Annotated in this window: 15 protein-coding genes; 7 read left to right on the top strand and 8 right to left on the bottom strand. The window is 56.8% G+C overall.

Annotated features, from left to right (window positions below):
- Window positions 1–129: 129 nt before the first annotated feature.
- Together LINBF2_RS12665 and LINBF2_RS12660 are read right to left on the bottom strand one after the other, a co-directional pair.
- Window positions 130–1,185, bottom strand: coding sequence for an extracellular solute-binding protein (locus LINBF2_RS12665; protein ID WP_281889368.1), 1,056 nt, complete (start codon window positions 1,183–1,185; stop codon window positions 130–132).
- 111 nt (window positions 1,186–1,296) lie between these two features.
- A complete protein-coding gene (locus LINBF2_RS12660; RefSeq protein WP_281889366.1) occupies window positions 1,297–2,916 on the bottom strand; it encodes an iron ABC transporter permease in 1,620 nt (539 codons plus the stop codon).
- A 59-nt stretch (window positions 2,917–2,975) separates the two neighbouring features.
- Here LINBF2_RS12660 and LINBF2_RS12655 point away from each other — a divergent pair, with 59 nt between their 5' ends.
- A complete protein-coding gene (locus LINBF2_RS12655) occupies window positions 2,976–4,154 on the top strand; it encodes an ABC transporter ATP-binding protein (RefSeq protein ID WP_281889364.1) in 1,179 nt (392 codons plus the stop codon).
- 42 nt (window positions 4,155–4,196) lie between these two features.
- Here the strand turns inward: LINBF2_RS12655 and LINBF2_RS12650 are convergent, their stop codons facing one another.
- Genes LINBF2_RS12650 through LINBF2_RS12640 form a run of 3 tightly spaced genes read right to left on the bottom strand, consistent with a single transcriptional unit; the run spans window position 4,197 to window position 6,876 of the window.
- Window positions 4,197–5,639, bottom strand: coding sequence for a sensor histidine kinase (locus tag LINBF2_RS12650; RefSeq protein ID WP_281889362.1), 1,443 nt, complete (start codon window positions 5,637–5,639; stop codon window positions 4,197–4,199).
- A 15-nt stretch (window positions 5,640–5,654) separates the two neighbouring features.
- Window positions 5,655–6,329 (bottom strand): response regulator transcription factor, encoded by a 675-nt coding sequence (locus LINBF2_RS12645; protein ID WP_104801907.1) that lies wholly within the window; start codon window positions 6,327–6,329, stop codon window positions 5,655–5,657.
- Between the two features lie 37 nt (window positions 6,330–6,366).
- Window positions 6,367–6,876, bottom strand: a complete 510-nt coding sequence (locus LINBF2_RS12640) for a MarR family winged helix-turn-helix transcriptional regulator (RefSeq protein ID WP_281889360.1) — start codon at window positions 6,874–6,876, stop codon at window positions 6,367–6,369.
- A gap of 141 nt (window positions 6,877–7,017) precedes the next feature.
- Here LINBF2_RS12640 and recA point away from each other — a divergent pair, with 141 nt between their 5' ends.
- Both recA and recX read left to right on the top strand, forming a co-directional pair.
- Entirely contained in the window at window positions 7,018–8,157 is a 1,140-nt protein-coding gene (recA, locus tag LINBF2_RS12635; RefSeq protein ID WP_281889358.1) for a recombinase RecA, read from the top strand.
- 36 nt (window positions 8,158–8,193) lie between these two features.
- Entirely contained in the window at window positions 8,194–8,694 is a 501-nt protein-coding gene (gene recX / locus LINBF2_RS12630) for a recombination regulator RecX (protein ID WP_281889356.1), read from the top strand.
- Here the strand turns inward: recX and argC are convergent.
- Window positions 8,691–9,608 (bottom strand): N-acetyl-gamma-glutamyl-phosphate reductase, encoded by a 918-nt coding sequence (gene argC / locus LINBF2_RS12625; protein ID WP_281889354.1) that lies wholly within the window; start codon window positions 9,606–9,608, stop codon window positions 8,691–8,693. The genes recX and argC overlap by 4 nt on opposite strands.
- A 171-nt stretch (window positions 9,609–9,779) precedes the next feature.
- Between argC and sucC the strand changes: the two genes are divergently transcribed.
- The 4 genes from sucC (at window position 9,780) to LINBF2_RS12605 (ending at window position 14,246) form a co-directional block, all read left to right on the top strand.
- A complete protein-coding gene (gene sucC / locus LINBF2_RS12620) occupies window positions 9,780–10,940 on the top strand; it encodes an ADP-forming succinate--CoA ligase subunit beta (protein WP_104801911.1) in 1,161 nt (386 codons plus the stop codon).
- A 10-nt stretch (window positions 10,941–10,950) separates the two neighbouring features.
- On the top strand, window positions 10,951–11,847 hold the full coding sequence (gene sucD, locus LINBF2_RS12615) for a succinate--CoA ligase subunit alpha (protein ID WP_281889351.1): 897 nt from the start codon (window positions 10,951–10,953) through the stop codon (window positions 11,845–11,847).
- 128 nt (window positions 11,848–11,975) lie between these two features.
- On the top strand, window positions 11,976–12,488 hold the full coding sequence (locus LINBF2_RS12610; RefSeq protein WP_281889349.1) for a pilin: 513 nt from the start codon (window positions 11,976–11,978) through the stop codon (window positions 12,486–12,488).
- Between the two features lie 75 nt (window positions 12,489–12,563).
- Window positions 12,564–14,246: a Wzy polymerase domain-containing protein gene (locus LINBF2_RS12605; RefSeq protein WP_281889347.1), complete on the top strand. Its 1,683-nt coding sequence runs from the start codon at window positions 12,564–12,566 to the stop codon at window positions 14,244–14,246.
- Window positions 14,247–14,262: 16 nt separating this feature from the next.
- On the opposite strand, the gene LINBF2_RS12600 is transcribed toward LINBF2_RS12605, so the two are convergent.
- Complete coding sequence (locus LINBF2_RS12600) at window positions 14,263–15,018, bottom strand: glycosyltransferase family 2 protein (RefSeq protein ID WP_281889345.1); 756 nt, start codon at window positions 15,016–15,018, stop codon at window positions 14,263–14,265.
- Between the two features lie 39 nt (window positions 15,019–15,057).
- Window positions 15,058–15,534, bottom strand: a complete 477-nt coding sequence (gene moaC, locus LINBF2_RS12595; RefSeq protein ID WP_281889343.1) for a cyclic pyranopterin monophosphate synthase MoaC — start codon at window positions 15,532–15,534, stop codon at window positions 15,058–15,060.
- Window positions 15,535–15,545: the final 11 nt, after the last annotated feature.

Here is a 15,545-nt window from a genome sequence, read left to right as displayed (position 1 = left end):
TTGAAATTCCAACATTGAAAAGGTGGCAGGCAAGCTGCCTGATCAATGGCTGGCTATCAACGACCCGAAGGCGTGAGTGGCTGGCTGTTCGAGAAGTTGCGCATCGTCTGCGCAACGCAAGCGTGGTGTTTACTTGAAACCCACGCGGTCCAACATTTGTTGCACCTTGATTTGGTTCATGCCCACGGCGCTGATGGGTACCAGCTCGCTTTTGAAGTTGCCGCCGGTCATGGCTTTCAACGCGGGGTTGTCCAGCTTCATGCCCTTGACCACGGGCCACTCGTTGTTGCCGTTGGCAAAGTGGTTTTGTGCTTCAGGGCTGACGAGGTATTCCAAAAACTTCACGGCGTTGGCTTGGTTCTTTGAGTAACGCGCCACCGCACCACCAGCCACGTTCACGTGCGTGCCCCAGCTTTGTTGGTTGGGGAACACCACGCCCACGCGCTCAGCCACCGCTTTTTCGGCGGGGTTGGTGGAGCGCATCAAGCGCGCCAAGTAGTAGGTGTTGGTCACTGCAATGCCGCACTCACCGCTGGCCACCGCTTTGATTTGGTCGGTGTCGCCGCCTTTGGGCGCGCGGGCCATGTTGTCGACCATGCCTTTGAGCCAGACTTCAGTGGCAGCAGGACCGAGGTGTTCGGTCATCGCGCCAAACAGGCTCAAGTTGTAGGGGTGCGAGCCCGAGCGGATGCACAACTTGCCTTTGTTCTTGGGGTCGGCCAGCTCTTCGTAGGTGTCCACGTCTTCGCGTTTGACTTTGAGCTTGTCGTACACCACCACGCGAGCGCGGGTAGACAAACCAAACCAAGCGGTGCCGTCGTCGGTGGGTTTAGAGCGCAGCTGAGAGGGAATGGCGGTTTCCAAAGTCTTGGATTTGATGGGCAAGAACATGCCATCGACTTCGCCTTTCCACAAACGGGCGGCGTCGACCAGCAAGATGACATCGGCAGGTGATGCCGTGCCCTCAGCCTTGAGGCGGGCGATGATGCCGGCGTCGTCCGAATCAACGCGGTTGATTTTGATGCCCGTGGCTTTGGTGAAGTCGCTGTACAGCGCTTCATCGGTGGGGTAATGGCGGGCTGAGTACAGGTTGATGACCTGTTCGTCGGCCAACGCAGAAGCGCTGAACAAGCCAGCGGATACGGCAGAAATGGCCAAGGACAAAACGGTGAGGGTGCTACGCATGGGGCGACTCCAAGTTGAAAAGCTTGGGATGAGTGTACATCAAATGCGAATCATTATCATTTGACTTGGATCAAATGCCCCTGCCGAAAGTGCAGGTTTTATCGCGCAGAGTCAGTTGCGGCGCAGGGTGCGGCTGAGCAAGATGACCGGCAGCAAGCCCACTAGCACCAAGGCCAACGAGGGTAAAGCGGCTTCGCCCAAGCGTTCGTCACGCGCCAATTGATAGGCCATGATGGCCAATGTGTCGGTGTTGAAGGGGCGCAGCACCAAGGTGGCGGGCAGTTCTTTCATCACATCGACCAGCACCAGCAGCGTGGCTGCTGCGAGTGGTTTTTTTAGCAAAGGCCAGTGCACGCGACGCACCAGCGACAAACCTGAGGTGCCCAGCATGCGCGCACTGTCGTCCAGCGATGCGGGCACGCGCGCGTAGCCGCTTTGCACCGATTGCAAAGCCACGGCCACAAAGCGCACCAAGTACGCCCACACCAAACCCAGCACCGTTGCGGTCAGCCAAAAGCCAACACCCGATTGCGGCCACGTGGCTTGCACCCAGCCCACAGGCAAGAGCAAGCCCACCACAATCACCGCGCCTGGTACGGCATAGCCCAAGCTCACCACACCCATGGCTTGGCGCGTGAGCCAGTTGGGGTGCAAGCGGGCTTGTGCAGCCAACAGCAAAGCAGCGCCTACAGCCAGCAGCGCCGTCATGCCACCCAGCGACAAGCTGGTAACAGACCATTGCACAAAGCGTGACCAAGGCAAATCCATCACGCCGTCGCCTTGCAACAAAGCGCGAAACATAAACAGCACGGGCAACACAAAACCGCACAACACGGGCAGCACACACAGCGTCCACACAAAAGCGGCAGCTGCGCCTTGTAACTTCAAAGGTTGCGATTCGCTGCCATGGCGGTCCACGCGCGCGCTGGAAAAACGCAAGCGCGATTGCGCGCGCTGCTCGGCTGCAAGCAAGACCACCACCACGATGAGCAGCAAAGTGGCCAGTTGCGCAGCGGCAATGCGGTTGTCCATCACCAGCCACGCTTTGTAAATGCCAGCAGTGAAGGTTTGAATGCCAAAGTAGCTCGACACACCAAAGTCAGCCAAGGTTTCCATCAAGGCCAAAGCGGTGCCTGCGGCAATGGCAGGGCGAGCCAGCGGCAAGGCCACGCGCAGAATGCGGCGCGACAGCGGTGCACCCAGCAAGCGGGCTGCCTCCATCAAATGGTTGGCGCGTTCAGACAAAGCCGTGCGAGCCAGTAAATACACATAGGGATACAGCGCGAGGGTGAACACACAGGCTGCGCCCCACACATTGCGAACCTCGGGGAACACGCGGCCTTCTAGGCCAAACGCAGCCCGAATGCCGGTTTGCAGGGGGCCGCTGAATTGCAAGTAGTCGGTGTAGGCATAGGCCACCACATACGCAGGCATGGCCAGTGGCAAGAGCAGCGCCCATTCCAAACTGCGGCGCATGGGGAAGTCAAACAACGTCACCGCTGCCGCAGACACCGTGCCCATGCTGATGACGCCCACGCTCACCAGTGCGCACAGCAGCAGCGAGGTGCCCACATAGTCAGGCAGCACCGTGCTGGCCATCTCAGCCAAGATGCTGGCTGAGGCGTCGTTCCACTGTGCCCACGAAAACAGCACGGTCAACACTGGCAGTGCCAACAGCAAGGCCAGGACGGCCAACACACAGCGTAAAAACAAGCGAGAGCTAAAAACCATGCGGCATTGTAGGTAGCCGCACAGCGTGTGGCGTTAAAGGCCGTCTCTACAATGGCGCTATGTTTTTAGATGTCGCCCAGCTCTCCGTTAGCTACCCAGAACGTGCCCGACCCTCGGTGGATCGCGTCACGCTGAGCTTGCGCGCGGGCGAAATGGGTGTGCTCATTGGCCCTTCGGGCTGCGGCAAAACCACGCTGTTGCGCGCGGTGGCCGGCCTAGAGCGTGCCAGTGCCGGTGAAATTCGTTTGGCCCAATCGGTGGTCAGCAGTGCCTCCGTGCATGTGGCACCCGAAGCGCGCCGCATTGGCATGGTGTTTCAAGACTACGCCCTCTTCCCCCATTTGACCGTGCATGACAACGTGAGCTTTGGCTTGCACAAGCAACCCCGTGCCGAGCGCGAAGCGCGTGTGCGCGAGGTGTTGGCCTTGGTGGGTTTGGCCAGCAGTGCACAACGTTTTCCACACGAATTGTCGGGTGGCCAACAACAGCGCGTGGCCTTGGCCCGTGCGTTGGCGCCTAAGCCACAACTGTTGTTGTTGGACGAACCGTTCTCCAACCTCGATGTGGAACTGCGCGAACGCTTGGCTTTGGAAGTGCGTGGCATTTTGAAAGAAGCGCAAACCACAGCCTTGTTTGTGACGCACGACCAAATGGAAGCCTTTGCGATTGGTGACGTGATTGGCGTCATGTCCGAAGGCCGCTTGCACCAGTGGGACGACGCCTACACGCTGTACCACCGCCCTGCCACCCGCTTTGTGGCCGAGTTCATTGGCCACGGCGTCTTCACGCCCGCCACCCTGCGCGAGGTGAACAACCAAGTGGTGGTTCACACGCCCATGGGCGATTTGATGGATGTGGCCGAGTGCCCACTGCCCTGCACCTTTGCATCCGGTGAGTGCGATGTGCTGCTGCGTGCGGATGACATCGTGCACGATGACGATGCACCGGTGAAGGCGGAAATCATTCGCAAATCATTCCGTGGCTCAGAGTTTTTGTATACCTTGCGTTTGAAAACCGGCGAAACGGTAATGGCCCATGTGCCCAGCCATCACGACCACAAAGTGGGCGAGTGGATTGGCATTCGCGCCGAGGTGGACCATGTGGTCACATTCAACCGTGCTTGCCCCGTGAATGGCAACGACTTGTGCAATATGCCTTGCGCTGAGCACGAGGCGCCGCATGAGCACGCGCAAACGCATGAACAGCCGATTCACTTTCATGTGAAGCCATTGGCTTAAACAGACCTCGTGAGTTGGACAAGCGGCTTGTGAGCCGCTTTTTTATGCCTGCGTATTCGAGAAACGCACGGTGAACCGAGCACCCGGCATGGACTTGCCGGGGGATGCATCTTCCAGCGTCACCACAGCGGCGTGTTGGTGCGCAATTTCCAGCACGATGGGCAGGCCTAAGCCCGAGCCATCGGCCTCTGTGCCCAAGGCGCGGTAGAAGGGTTGGAACACCAAATCGCGTTCCGCCTCTGGAATGCCAGGGCCCGAATCTTCCACCTGCAACACCACCACTTTGCCAAACTTGTCGGCGAGCAAACGCACGGTAATCACGCCCGGAGTGTCCTCGCTGGAGGGCGTGTAGTTGATGGCGTTGTCCACCAAGTTGCGCACCATTTCTTTGAGCAGCGTGGGGTTGCCCATCACACGCACACCTGTGCTGCCGGATGCCGCACCTTCATAGCCTAGGTCAATGTATTTGTCCAAGGCGCGTGGCAGCGAGTCTTGAATCACGTCGCTCACCAACGCCACCAAATCACAAGGGCTGCGCGCGATGTTGGTGCTGCCGCTTTCGGCGCGTGCCAAGGACAACAGTTGGTTCACCGTGTGCGTGGCGCGAATGCTGGCGCGTCCAATGAGTTTGAGCGATTGCTTGAGTTCATCCGCGCTAGAGTCCGCGCGTTGCGCCAAGTCGGCTTGCATGCGCAAACCCGCCAACGGTGTTTTGAGTTGATGCGCGGCATCGGCCAAAAAGCGTTTTTGTGTGGCGATGGATTCTTTGAGTCGTGTGAGCAAGTCGTTGATAGAGGCCACCAGAGGGGCTACTTCTTGCGGTACCGCAGATTCATCCAACGGACTCAGGTCATCTGGTTTGCGCAGACGAATGCGTTCTTCGAGTTTGTTGAGCGGGCGAATGCCGCGCGCCAAAGCCAGCCACACCAACAGCACGGCCAGCGGCAAGATGACGAACTGCGGCAGCATCACGCCTTTGATAATTTCGGTGGCCAGCACCGAGCGTTTCTCTAGTGTTTCGCCCACTTGCACCAGCACGGGCTTGGCACCTGGCACGTCTACGCGCACCCAGGTGTAGGCCACGCGCACATCGGCGCCGCGCATTTCGTCATCGCGAATGCGTACTTCACTTGGCAAAGGTTTTTCTTCGTCAGGGGGCAGTGGGAAGTCGCGTTCGCCGCTCACAAATTCGCCACGCGTGCCCAGCACTTGGTAATAAATCAAGTCCGCTTCGTCGGCGCGCAAAATTTCGCGCGCTGGCAAAGGCAAGTTGAAATACATGCGCGTTTGGTCGCTCTTGACGAGCTGCGCGAGGGCTTGCACGTTGTATTCCAAGCCTCGGTCAAACGGGCGGCCTGCAATGTTTTGCGCCACCAGCCACGTCAGCGCCAAGCTGACCGGCCACAGCAGCAGCAGCGGCGTGAGCATCCAATCCAGAATCTCGCCAAACAGCGAGTGTTGCTCGCGCCTAAACAGCTTTGCCATGCAAGTGTGCCGTGTTTAGCCCGGAATCTTTTCGAGGCAGTAGCCCAAGCCGCGCACGGTGGCGATGCGGATGGGGCCTTTTTCAATCTTCTTGCGCAGGCGGTGGATGTACACCTCAATGGCGTTGTTGCTCACCTCTTCGCCCCACTCGCACAGGCGCTCGACCAGTTGGTCTTTGCTCACCAAGCGGCCACTGCGTTGCAACAGCACTTCGAGCAAGCCGAGTTCACGCGCAGAAAGTTCGACCATCTTGCCGTCAATGGTGGCCACGCGACCGGTTTGGTCGTACACCAGTGGGCCGTGTTTGATGGACGACGAGGTGCCACCCATGCCGCGACGTGTGAGGGCGCGCACGCGGGCTTCGAGTTCTTGCAGGCTGAAGGGTTTGGCCATGTAGTCGTCCGCGCCGTAGTCCAAACCTTTCACACGCTCCTCCACGCCGTCAGCAGCGGTGAGGATGAGCACAGGAATGGATGAACCGCGTGATCGCAAACGTTTGAGCACTTCAAGGCCGTGCATTTTGGGAAGGCCTAAATCCAAGATGAGCAAGTCAAACTCATCGGTGGTCATCAAAGCGGCATCGGCTTCGGTGCCGCTGGCCACGTGGTCGGCGGCGGCACCCGATGCGCGCAAAGTACGCAACAGGCCGTCGGCCAAGACCAAGTCGTCTTCTGCAATCAGGATGCGCATGTGTTGTCTCCAACTTTGTTTGTGTTTTTTAGAAAGTTCAGCGCTGCGATTCTAGGTCCGAGTAAGCCCCTGCATAGGCCTCCAACCCTAAGCTGACCACGGTGGCCACGTCTGTGCCCACTTCTTGTTTGAATTCCGCTTCGGTTTGTGCCACGGCTTGCTCAAAAGCCCGCAGCCAAGCCAGCCCAGTTTCGGTGAACACAATGCGCCGCGCGCGGGCGTCTTGTGGGTCGGGCGTGCGTTGTACCAAGCCCCACGCTTCGCACTGGGTGACTAAGTCGCCCATGGCCTGCTTGGTCATGCCGGCGCTGGCGGCGAGGTCGATCAGGCGTGAGCCTTCTAGGCTCAGGTGGCGTGTGATGTGGATGTGCGCCGCGCTCACCTGCGAGCGGGCGGCGAGGTTGGACAACGCTAAAGGCACATCCTCGTTGTGCGCCATCAGGTGCAGCACGCGAGCGTCAAAGCGTCGCATGGCGTGGCCGAGTAAGCGGCCCAAGTGAACTTGTCGCCAGTCTTGCTGGGTGGAAAAGGTGGGAGTAGAAGCCATTTATAGATGGTAAGGCAAACTGACCAAAAAAAGTGTTTACAAGTTTTGACTTTGCGTTAAAGTACTGGTCAAGCATCCAGTTGTTGTTAAACACAGTAACTGGACATTCTCGGTAAGCCCTTGATTTAACGGAGATTTCTCATGAACAACAAACCCATCGTCGCTGACAGCGAAAAAGCCAAAGCCCTCCAAGCCGCCTTGGCGCAAATCGAAAAACAATTCGGCAAGGGCACCATCATGCGCTTGGGCGAAGGAGAAGTGATTGACGACATCCAAGTTGTGTCCACCGGCTCATTGGGTTTAGACATTGCCTTGGGCGTGGGCGGTTTGCCGCGTGGTCGCGTGATCGAAATCTACGGCCCAGAGTCATCGGGCAAAACCACCCTCACCTTGCAAGTGATTGCCGAGATGCAAAAACAAGGCGGCACTTGCGCGTTTGTGGATGCTGAGCACGCTTTGGATTCTCAATACGCCCAAAAGCTCGGCGTGAACCTGCAAGACCTGCTCATCAGCCAGCCCGACACCGGCGAACAAGCGTTGGAAGTGGTTGACAGCTTGGTGCGCTCTGGCGCGGTGGATTTGGTGGTGGTCGACTCTGTGGCCGCCCTCACACCCAAGGCCGAACTCGAAGGCGACATGGGCGATTCATTGCCAGGCCTGCAAGCCCGTTTGATGAGCCAAGCGCTGCGCAAGTTGACGGCTTCCATCAAGAAGACCAATTGCACTGTCATCTTCATCAACCAAATCCGCATGAAGATTGGCGTGATGTTTGGTTCGCCAGAAACAACCACTGGCGGTAACGCGCTCAAGTTCTACGCTTCTGTGCGTTTGGACATTCGTCGCACCGGCACCATCAAGCGTGGTGACGAGGCTGTGGGTAACGAAACCAAAGTCAAAGTGGTGAAGAACAAAGTGGCGCCTCCTTTCAAGACGGCAGAGTTCGACATCTTGTTTGGCGAAGGCATCAGCCGCCAAGGCGAAATCATTGACATGGGCGTGAACGCCAAAGTCATTGAAAAGTCTGGCGCTTGGTACGCCTACCAAGGCGAAAAGATTGGCCAAGGCCGTGACAACGCCCGTGAGTTCTTGCGCGAAAACGAAGCCTTGGCTTTCGAGATCGAAAACAAAGTGCGCGAATCTTTGGGTATTCCTTTGTTGGCTGGCGGTGTAGATGCACCTGCGGCCAAAGAAGAAAAAGCGCCCAAGGCCTCTAAGGCTGCCAAAGAAGCGAAAGACGTCAAGGGCGCTGCTGATGCAGATGCAGACGGCGTAGTGGCTTAACGCTCGCTCAAAAGCGTCAACCCAAAAGTCAGCCTCGTGACACACGACGTCGATTCAAACGAAGACGAGAAACCCAAGGCGAAAAGGGCCAAGGGGTTTCAAATCTCACTCAAAGGCCGAGCCTTGCGCTTGCTCTCGCAACGCGAGCACTCGCGCTTTGAGCTAGAGCGCAAGCTCAAACCTTTTGAAGAAACGCCGGGCGAGCTGGCCGAGGCCTTAGATTTTTTGCAGGCCAAAGACTTCATCAACGAGCAGCGTGTGGTGGAGTCAGTGGTCAACAGCCGCTCTCGCAAGCTCGGTGCATCCCGGGTGCGTCAAGAATTGCAAGCCAAGGGGTTGCCTGTTGAGGCCATCGCCGAAGCCGTGCAAGAGATGCGCAGCACCGAGCTTGAGCGAGCCCGCGAAGTCTGGCGAAAGAAATTTGGCGAGCCGCCTGTGGACCAAGCGGCGCGTGCCAAACAAGTGCGGTTTTTAGTGAGCCGAGGCTTTGCGCCTGAGGTCGTGCGCAAAGTTGTCGCTGGCGCAGAAGACTTTTAAACGCCCAACATCAATTGCAAGTTTTGCACCGCAGCGCCGCTAGCGCCCTTGCCTAAGTTGTCCAATCGCGCCATCAGCACTGCATGGCGATGGGTTTCGTTCGCGAAGACGCGAATTTCTAGTTTGTTGGTGTCGTTCAACGCGGTCGCGTCGAGTTTGCCGTTGTCGGTGGCGGGTTGCACGCTGACCCAGCCTTCTGGGTGTTGGCCGTAGTGTTTGGCCAGCGCGTCGTGCAGGTCAGTCGCTTTGGGTTTGGTTGGCAGCATGTCCAAATGGATGGGCAGTTGCACCAACATGCCTTGGCGGAAGTTACCCACCGATGGCACAAACAAAGGCCGGCGTGTGAGGCCGGTGTAGGCCATGATTTCTGGGATGTGCTTGTGCTCTAGACCAAGTGCATAGGCTTCAAACAGCGGCGCTTTGCCAGCTTCGTAGTCCTCAATCATGGTGCGGCCGCCGCCTGAGTAGCCGCTGACCGAAGGCAGGGCTACGGGAAGGTCAGCAGGAACCAAGCCTGCGTCAATCAGTGGACGCAGCAAAGCGATGGCACCTGTGGCGTAGCAGCCGGGGTTGGCCACACGGTCGGCGTTGACCACGGCATCACGTTGGCCTGCGGCCAACTCGGGGAAGCCATAAACCCAACCAGGCTCAACACGGTGCGCAGTGGAGGCGTCGATGATTTTGGGTTTCGTGCCGCTCAGGCTGTCGATCATGGCGACGGACTCAATCGCGTGGTTGTCGTGCAGGCACAAGATGACCATGTCCACGCCAGCCATCAGCTCGCGTTTGGCTTCGGGGTCTTTGCGTTTCGCGGGGTCAATGCTGACGACTTCGATGCTTGGCATGAGCGCCAAGCGTTCGCGAATTTGTAGACCTGTGGTGCCGGCTTCGCCGTCGATGAAGACTTTAGACATGGATGTCGCCAGAAAGTACAAAAATGTGAGGCGTCGCTAGGCTGTTGTAAGCCAGTTAAAAGTTTGACGCGATGCAGCATGATACAGTCTCAAGGCTTTGTGTGGAGCGGCTCTTAGGTGTCGTCAACCAAACAAAACGTTACAAATCCACCGATTACTAAGAGAGATCTCATGAAGATTCACGAGTACCAAGGCAAGGAAATCTTGCGTCAATTTGGTGTGCCAGTGCCACGCGGTATCCCTGCGTTCACGGTACAAGAAGCGGTGGAAGCCGCGCAAAAGTTGGGCGGCCCAGTTTGGGTTGTGAAAGCTCAAATCCACGCGGGTGGCCGCGGCAAAGGCGGCGGCGTCAAAGTGGCTAAGACCATTGATGATGTCAAGCGTTTGGCCGAAGAGATCTTGGGCATGCAGCTCAAGACCCACCAAACTGGCCCAGAAGGCCAAAAAGTGCGTCGCCTCTACATCGAAGACGGCGCCGACATCAACAAAGAATATTACGTGTCAGTCGTGACTGACCGTGCAACGCAAAAGATTGCTTTCATCGCTTCCAGCGAAGGCGGCATGGACATTGAAGAAGTTGCCCACAGCACCCCAGAAAAAATCATCACCGAGTTCATCGATCCGTTGACTGGTTTGGGCGATGCACAGGCCAAGAAGATTGCAGACGCCATTGGCATGCCTGCTGACTCCACCGCTCAAGCCGTGGACATCTTCAAGAAGCTGTACCAGTGCTACATGGAAACTGACGCATCTTTGGTGGAAATCAACCCACTGAACCGCGACAGCAAAGGTAACGTGATGGCTTTGGACGCGAAGTTCAACTTCGATGCCAACGCATTGTTCCGTCACCCCGAAATCGTGGCTTACCGCGATTTGGACGAAGAAGATCCTGCTGAAGTGGAAGCTTCTAAGTTTGACTTGGCCTACATCTCCTTGGACGGCAACATCGGTTGCTTGGTCAACGGTGCTGGCTTGGCCATGGCCACCATGGACACCATCAAGTTGTTTGGCGGCGAGCCTGCCAACTTCTTGGACGTGGGCGGCGGCGCGACAGCTGAGAAAGTCACCGAAGCCTTCAAGATCATGTTGGCCAACAAGAATGTCAAAGGCATTTTGGTCAACATCTTCGGCGGCATCATGAAGTGCGACACCATCGCCAGCGGCGTGATCACAGCTTGTAAAGCCGTGAACTTGTCAGTGCCATTGGTTGTGCGCATGAAAGGCACCAACGACGAGCTGGGCAAGAAAATGTTGGCCGAATCAGGTCTGCCAATCATCTCTGCCGACACCATGGCCGAAGCCGCAACGTCTATCGTTGCAGCCGTGAAGTAAGGGAAAAAACATGTCCATCTACATCAATAAAAACACCAAGGTCATCACCCAAGGTATCACCGGTAAAACCGGTCAGTTCCACACTGAAAAGTGCATCGAGTACGCAAACGGTAAAAACTGTTTCGTTGCGGGTGTGAACCCCAAGAAGGCTGGCGAGTCCATTTTTGGCGTGCCAATTTTCTCCTCTGTCAAAGAAGCTGCGCACAACACAGGCGCAACCGTGTCTGTGATCTACGTGCCACCAGCTGGTGCAGCTGCTGCCATTTGGGAAGCTGTGGAAGCTGACCTCGACTTGGCCATCTGTATCACCGAAGGCATCCCAGTCCGTGACATGCTTGAAGTTCGTAACAAGATGAAAGCCAAGGAAGCTGCTGGCGGCAAGAAAACCTTGTTGCTCGGCCCTAACTGCCCTGGTTTGATCACACCTGACGAAATCAAGATCGGCATCATGCCCGGTCACATCCACCGCAAAGGCCGTATCGGCGTTGTGTCTCGTTCAGGCACATTGACGTACGAAGCTGTGGCGATGTTGACCGAAGTGGGCTTGGGCCAATCCAGCGCAGTCGGTATCGGTGGTGACCCCATCAACGGTTTGAAGCACATCGACGTGATGAAAGCTTTCAACGACGATCCAGACACAGACGCCGTCATCATGATTGGTGAAATCGGTGGTCCAGACGAAGCTGAAGCTGCACAGTGGTGCAAGGCCAACATGAAGAAGCCCATCGTTGGTTTCATCGCTGGTGTGACTGCCCCTCCCGGCAAGCGCATGGGCCATGCGGGTGCTTTGATTTCTGGCGGTGCAGACACTGCAGATGCCAAGCTGGCCATCATGGAAGAGTGCGGCTTCATCGTCACACGCAACCCATCTGAATTGGGCAAATTGCTCAAGGCTCAGTTGAAGTAATCTCCTTCGGGAGTTACCCAGATCAAAGCGAGCGGTGTTTCACCGCTCGCTTTTTTTTGAACTCATGCACCTGCTTATGATTTGGCGGCGCTGCCTAGAATTCGTGCCCAACCTCCAAAGGACTTGCGATGAAACAAACCCTACAACGCGGCTTCACCTTGATCGAACTCATGATCGTGGTGGCCATCATTGGCGTACTGGCCTCGGTAGCTTTGCCTGCTTACCAAGACTACATGATTCGAGCGCGTGTGAGCGAAGGCCTTGGTCTTGCTTCGGCGGCTAAAACAAATGTGTTGGATGTACTCAACAGCGGCAACATTGGCACGGCGACCTCGGGCTACAAAACGGGCTACACCTTCGGTGGTGCGACCAAGAACATCAGCAGCATTGATATTGCTGCGAGCACAGGCGTCATCACCATCACCACAACGGCGGCTGCGGGCGGCGGTAGCTTGTTGTTGGTGCCTTTCACCAAGAGCGGCACGACTGAAGCTGCATTGCCAGCGCCAACAGCTACAAGTGCATCGATTGATGGCGTGGTGCAGTGGAGGTGCATGGCCAAAGATGCAACCGCGTTTGTCGGCGTGTCTGTGCCCAGTGATGCATTGGACAAAAAGTATGTGCCGAGTGATTGCAAATAAGCGCATGCACACATCGATCCAGGCGCCTACGGGCGCCTTTGTTTTTGCAACGCCTGAGTGATAGAAAATCACGCCATGAATTCGTCTACAGCTCAAAGCCTCTTGGTGCGCAATGTCATCTTGGTGTTGTGTGTCGCCTTGCCGTGGCTCAACCCCTTTGTCAGCAGCCCATCCACAGCCGTCATCCCTTTGTTGGTGAGCTGGATGATGGCGGCGTGCGCCTTGTTGGCAGTGGTTGAGCTGCCGCTGGCGAAACCACGCTGGACCGTTTCAGAAGTCGCGATGTGCGGCGTGTTGCTGGCGTGGTTGGTGGCTTCAATGCTGTGGGTGCCACAGGTGGTGGACCGTGCGTTAACGATGGGGCTGCTGGCGTCTTTGATGTGCGTATGGCTCATGGCCGGTGTGGGCCGACGAGCCGCGGTGGACGAATCGCTGTTGCGTTGGTTGGTGGTGGGGATATTGGCCGCAGCGGTCACCAGTGCGGTGTTGGGTGTGTTGCAGTATTTGGGCTTGGCGCGTGAGTTGGCGCCTTGGGTGAACCAGCCGCTGAAGGGCGATGCTTTTGCCAACTTGCGTCAGCGCAACCAATTCGCCTCGCTCACCAGCTTAGGACTGGTGGCGTTGCTGGGTTGGGTGGCGGTGCGTACCAAGGCGCAACGCATGACGCGTGTTGGCTGGACCTTGACCTTTGTCTTGCTCAATGTGTTGGCCGCAGGCGTGGCGTGTTCGGTGTCACGCACGGGTGCTGTGCAATGGGCGCTGGTCGGTGTGTTGATGGCGGCATGGGGCTGGTGCAGCACTAAGCAAGAAGCGGCATTTGGCAAAGGCTTGGTGTGGCTGGCGTTGGCAGCCCCTGTTCTGGTGGCGTTGTGGTCCGTGTGGATGCCTTTGCTGGCTTTACAAACGACGGGTGAGCAAGGTGCGAGCATGATTTTGCGCGTCACAGGTCAAGCGCAAGACTATGCCGCTTGCGGTGGTCGTCGCGTGTTGTGGAGCAATGTGTTGGCGCTAGTGACACAGCACCCATGGCTGGGTTGGGGTTGGGGCGAGACCGACTATGCGCACTTCATGACGGACTACAACATCTTGCGTTTTTGCGACATGCTGGACAACGCGCATGACTTTCCGTTGCACTTGGCACTCGAATTTGGTGTGCCATTTGCTCTGGCTGTGATGGCGTTGATATGTGTGTGGGTGCTGCGCCGCACCCCGTGGCGTGAACAACACGCATGGCGTGTGATGGCTTGGTGCTTGCTGCTGGTACTGGGCTTGCACAGCCTGCTGGAATACCCACTTTGGTACGGTCCGTTTCAAATGACCTTGGGCTTGGCCATCGGTGTGTTGTGGGCAGCACCTGATGCGCCTGCAAGAGAAGAAGCGCAAGAAGGCCCCATGCTGGTGGCTGCCTTGTTGTTCATCGGTTGTTTGTACGCGGCATGGGACTTCAACCGTGTGGGGCAAATCTACCGACAAGCTGCTTCGCGCGATGCGGCCTACCGAGACAACCCCTTGCACCATGCCAAGCAATCGTGGCTCTTCAAAAATCAAGCAGACTTTGCTGAGCTCACCACGCAGACGGTCACCACAGACAATGCGGCGGAGTTGTATCCACAAGCGCTGCGCTTGATGCATTACTCACCCGAAGCGCGTGTGGTGCAACGCGTGATTGACAGCAGTAAGTTGTTAGGCCACGACGCACAAGCGCAGGCGTTGACCGAGCGTCTAGACGATGTGAAGCAGTCGCAACCTAATAAGTAGTGTGCGAACGAGGGACTTAAGCCTTGTCGCGTGCTTCTTGCAAAGCCAGTAGTTTCAAGTATTTGTAATACGTGCTTTCGGCGTTGTACACGGCCAAAATAAAACCATAACGACCATCTAAAAAACCGGCTCTAAAAATATAAGTTCGAATGAAGGCCCACAGCCCGTGACTGATGGCTTTGCTGAAGGAACCTTTGACGCCTTTGTTGTCTAAATCTTTGGCGTTGCCTGATGCGTAACGGTTGAGTTTTTCCAGGACATCGTCTAAATCGCGATAGCTGTAGTGAATCAAGCTTTCGTTCAAATCCGCTTTTGTGCCATCAACCGTCATGTGGGCATGTAAGAAGTGATGCGTGAATCCCGCTTTTTCACGCTTGACCAAGCGCAATGTGTAGTCAGGCCGCCATCCGCCGTGGTGGATGAAAGTGCCACACAAGCTGGACAAACGGGGCAAGCGATAACCATCAGCCCGGCTGCTATGAATTGCTTCAAGGACTTCCGCTTTTAACGCAGGCGTGATGCGCTCATCGGCATCCAACGACAACACCCAATCCGATTTGGCAAGCCCTATGCCGCGAGATTGTTGCGGACCGTAACCTGGCCAATTTGTCGAAACGACTTGGGCACCTACGGCCTCTGCCAGTTGTTGTGTTCCATCCGTGCTGCCAGAGTCCAACACGATGACTTCGTCGGCAAAAGAGGCAGAGTGGACACAGTCTGAAATATTGCGCGCTTCGTTTTTGGCGGCAATGATGATGGTGAGCGTAGCCATGGTGTGATGTGCGTATGGGTCGTAGATCAAGAATGAAGTTTATTGTGCGACGTAGCTGCCCGACTTACCGCCATGCTTCTCAAGCAAATGCACCTCGGTCATCGTCATGCCTCGGTCCACTGCTTTGCACATATCGTAAATAGTCAGTAACGCCACTTGCACAGCGGTGAGGGCTTCCATCTCCACGCCTGTTTGACCGACGGTCTCCACAGTGGCCGTGCACTGCACGCTGTGCGTGGTTTCGTCGATGGCAAATTCCACCGCCACGCGGGTGAGCGCGAGTGGATGGCACAAGGGAATCAAGTCGCTGGTTTTCTTGGCAGCTTGAATGCCTGCAATGCGGGCAATGCCCAACACATCGCCCTTCTTCGCGGTGCCGCTTTGAATTAGGCCCAACGTGGCGGGCAACATGACGATGCGGCCGGTGGCGACGCCCACGCGTTTGGTGTGGGCTTTGTCGGCCACGTCCACCATGTGGGCTTGGCCTTGCGCGTCAAAGTGTGTGAGTGTGGACATGCTGAAATTTA

The sequence above is a fragment of the Limnohabitans sp. TEGF004 genome (assembly GCF_027924965.1).
Taxonomy (GTDB): Bacteria; Pseudomonadota; Gammaproteobacteria; order Burkholderiales; family Burkholderiaceae_C; genus Limnohabitans.
The sequence above is the reverse complement of the archived record's forward strand: the minus strand, read 5'-3'. Positions and strand labels throughout refer to the sequence as shown.

What these genes read in the sequence shown, in the direction of transcription:
- moaC (WP_281889343.1), bottom strand. Translation starts at nt 15,534, where the DNA reads ATGTCCACACTCACACACTTTGACGCGCAAGGCCAAGCCCACATGGTG.
- LINBF2_RS12610 (WP_281889349.1), top strand. Translation starts at nt 11,976, where the DNA reads ATGAAACAAACCCTACAACGCGGCTTCACCTTGATCGAACTCATGATC.
- recA (WP_281889358.1), top strand. Translation starts at nt 7,018, where the DNA reads ATGAACAACAAACCCATCGTCGCTGACAGCGAAAAAGCCAAAGCCCTC.
- LINBF2_RS12655 (WP_281889364.1), top strand. Translation starts at nt 2,976, where the DNA reads ATGTTTTTAGATGTCGCCCAGCTCTCCGTTAGCTACCCAGAACGTGCC.
- argC (WP_281889354.1), bottom strand. Translation starts at nt 9,608, where the DNA reads ATGTCTAAAGTCTTCATCGACGGCGAAGCCGGCACCACAGGTCTACAA.
- LINBF2_RS12665 (WP_281889368.1), bottom strand. Translation starts at nt 1,185, where the DNA reads ATGCGTAGCACCCTCACCGTTTTGTCCTTGGCCATTTCTGCCGTATCC.
- LINBF2_RS12640 (WP_281889360.1), bottom strand. Translation starts at nt 6,876, where the DNA reads ATGGCTTCTACTCCCACCTTTTCCACCCAGCAAGACTGGCGACAAGTT.
- LINBF2_RS12600 (WP_281889345.1), bottom strand. Translation starts at nt 15,018, where the DNA reads ATGGCTACGCTCACCATCATCATTGCCGCCAAAAACGAAGCGCGCAAT.
- LINBF2_RS12660 (WP_281889366.1), bottom strand. Translation starts at nt 2,916, where the DNA reads ATGGTTTTTAGCTCTCGCTTGTTTTTACGCTGTGTGTTGGCCGTCCTG.
- LINBF2_RS12645 (WP_104801907.1), bottom strand. Translation starts at nt 6,329, where the DNA reads ATGCGCATCCTGATTGCAGAAGACGACTTGGTCTTGGCCGACGGCCTG.
- sucC (WP_104801911.1), top strand. Translation starts at nt 9,780, where the DNA reads ATGAAGATTCACGAGTACCAAGGCAAGGAAATCTTGCGTCAATTTGGT.
- LINBF2_RS12605 (WP_281889347.1), top strand. Translation starts at nt 12,564, where the DNA reads ATGAATTCGTCTACAGCTCAAAGCCTCTTGGTGCGCAATGTCATCTTG.
- LINBF2_RS12650 (WP_281889362.1), bottom strand. Translation starts at nt 5,639, where the DNA reads ATGGCAAAGCTGTTTAGGCGCGAGCAACACTCGCTGTTTGGCGAGATT.
- sucD (WP_281889351.1), top strand. Translation starts at nt 10,951, where the DNA reads ATGTCCATCTACATCAATAAAAACACCAAGGTCATCACCCAAGGTATC.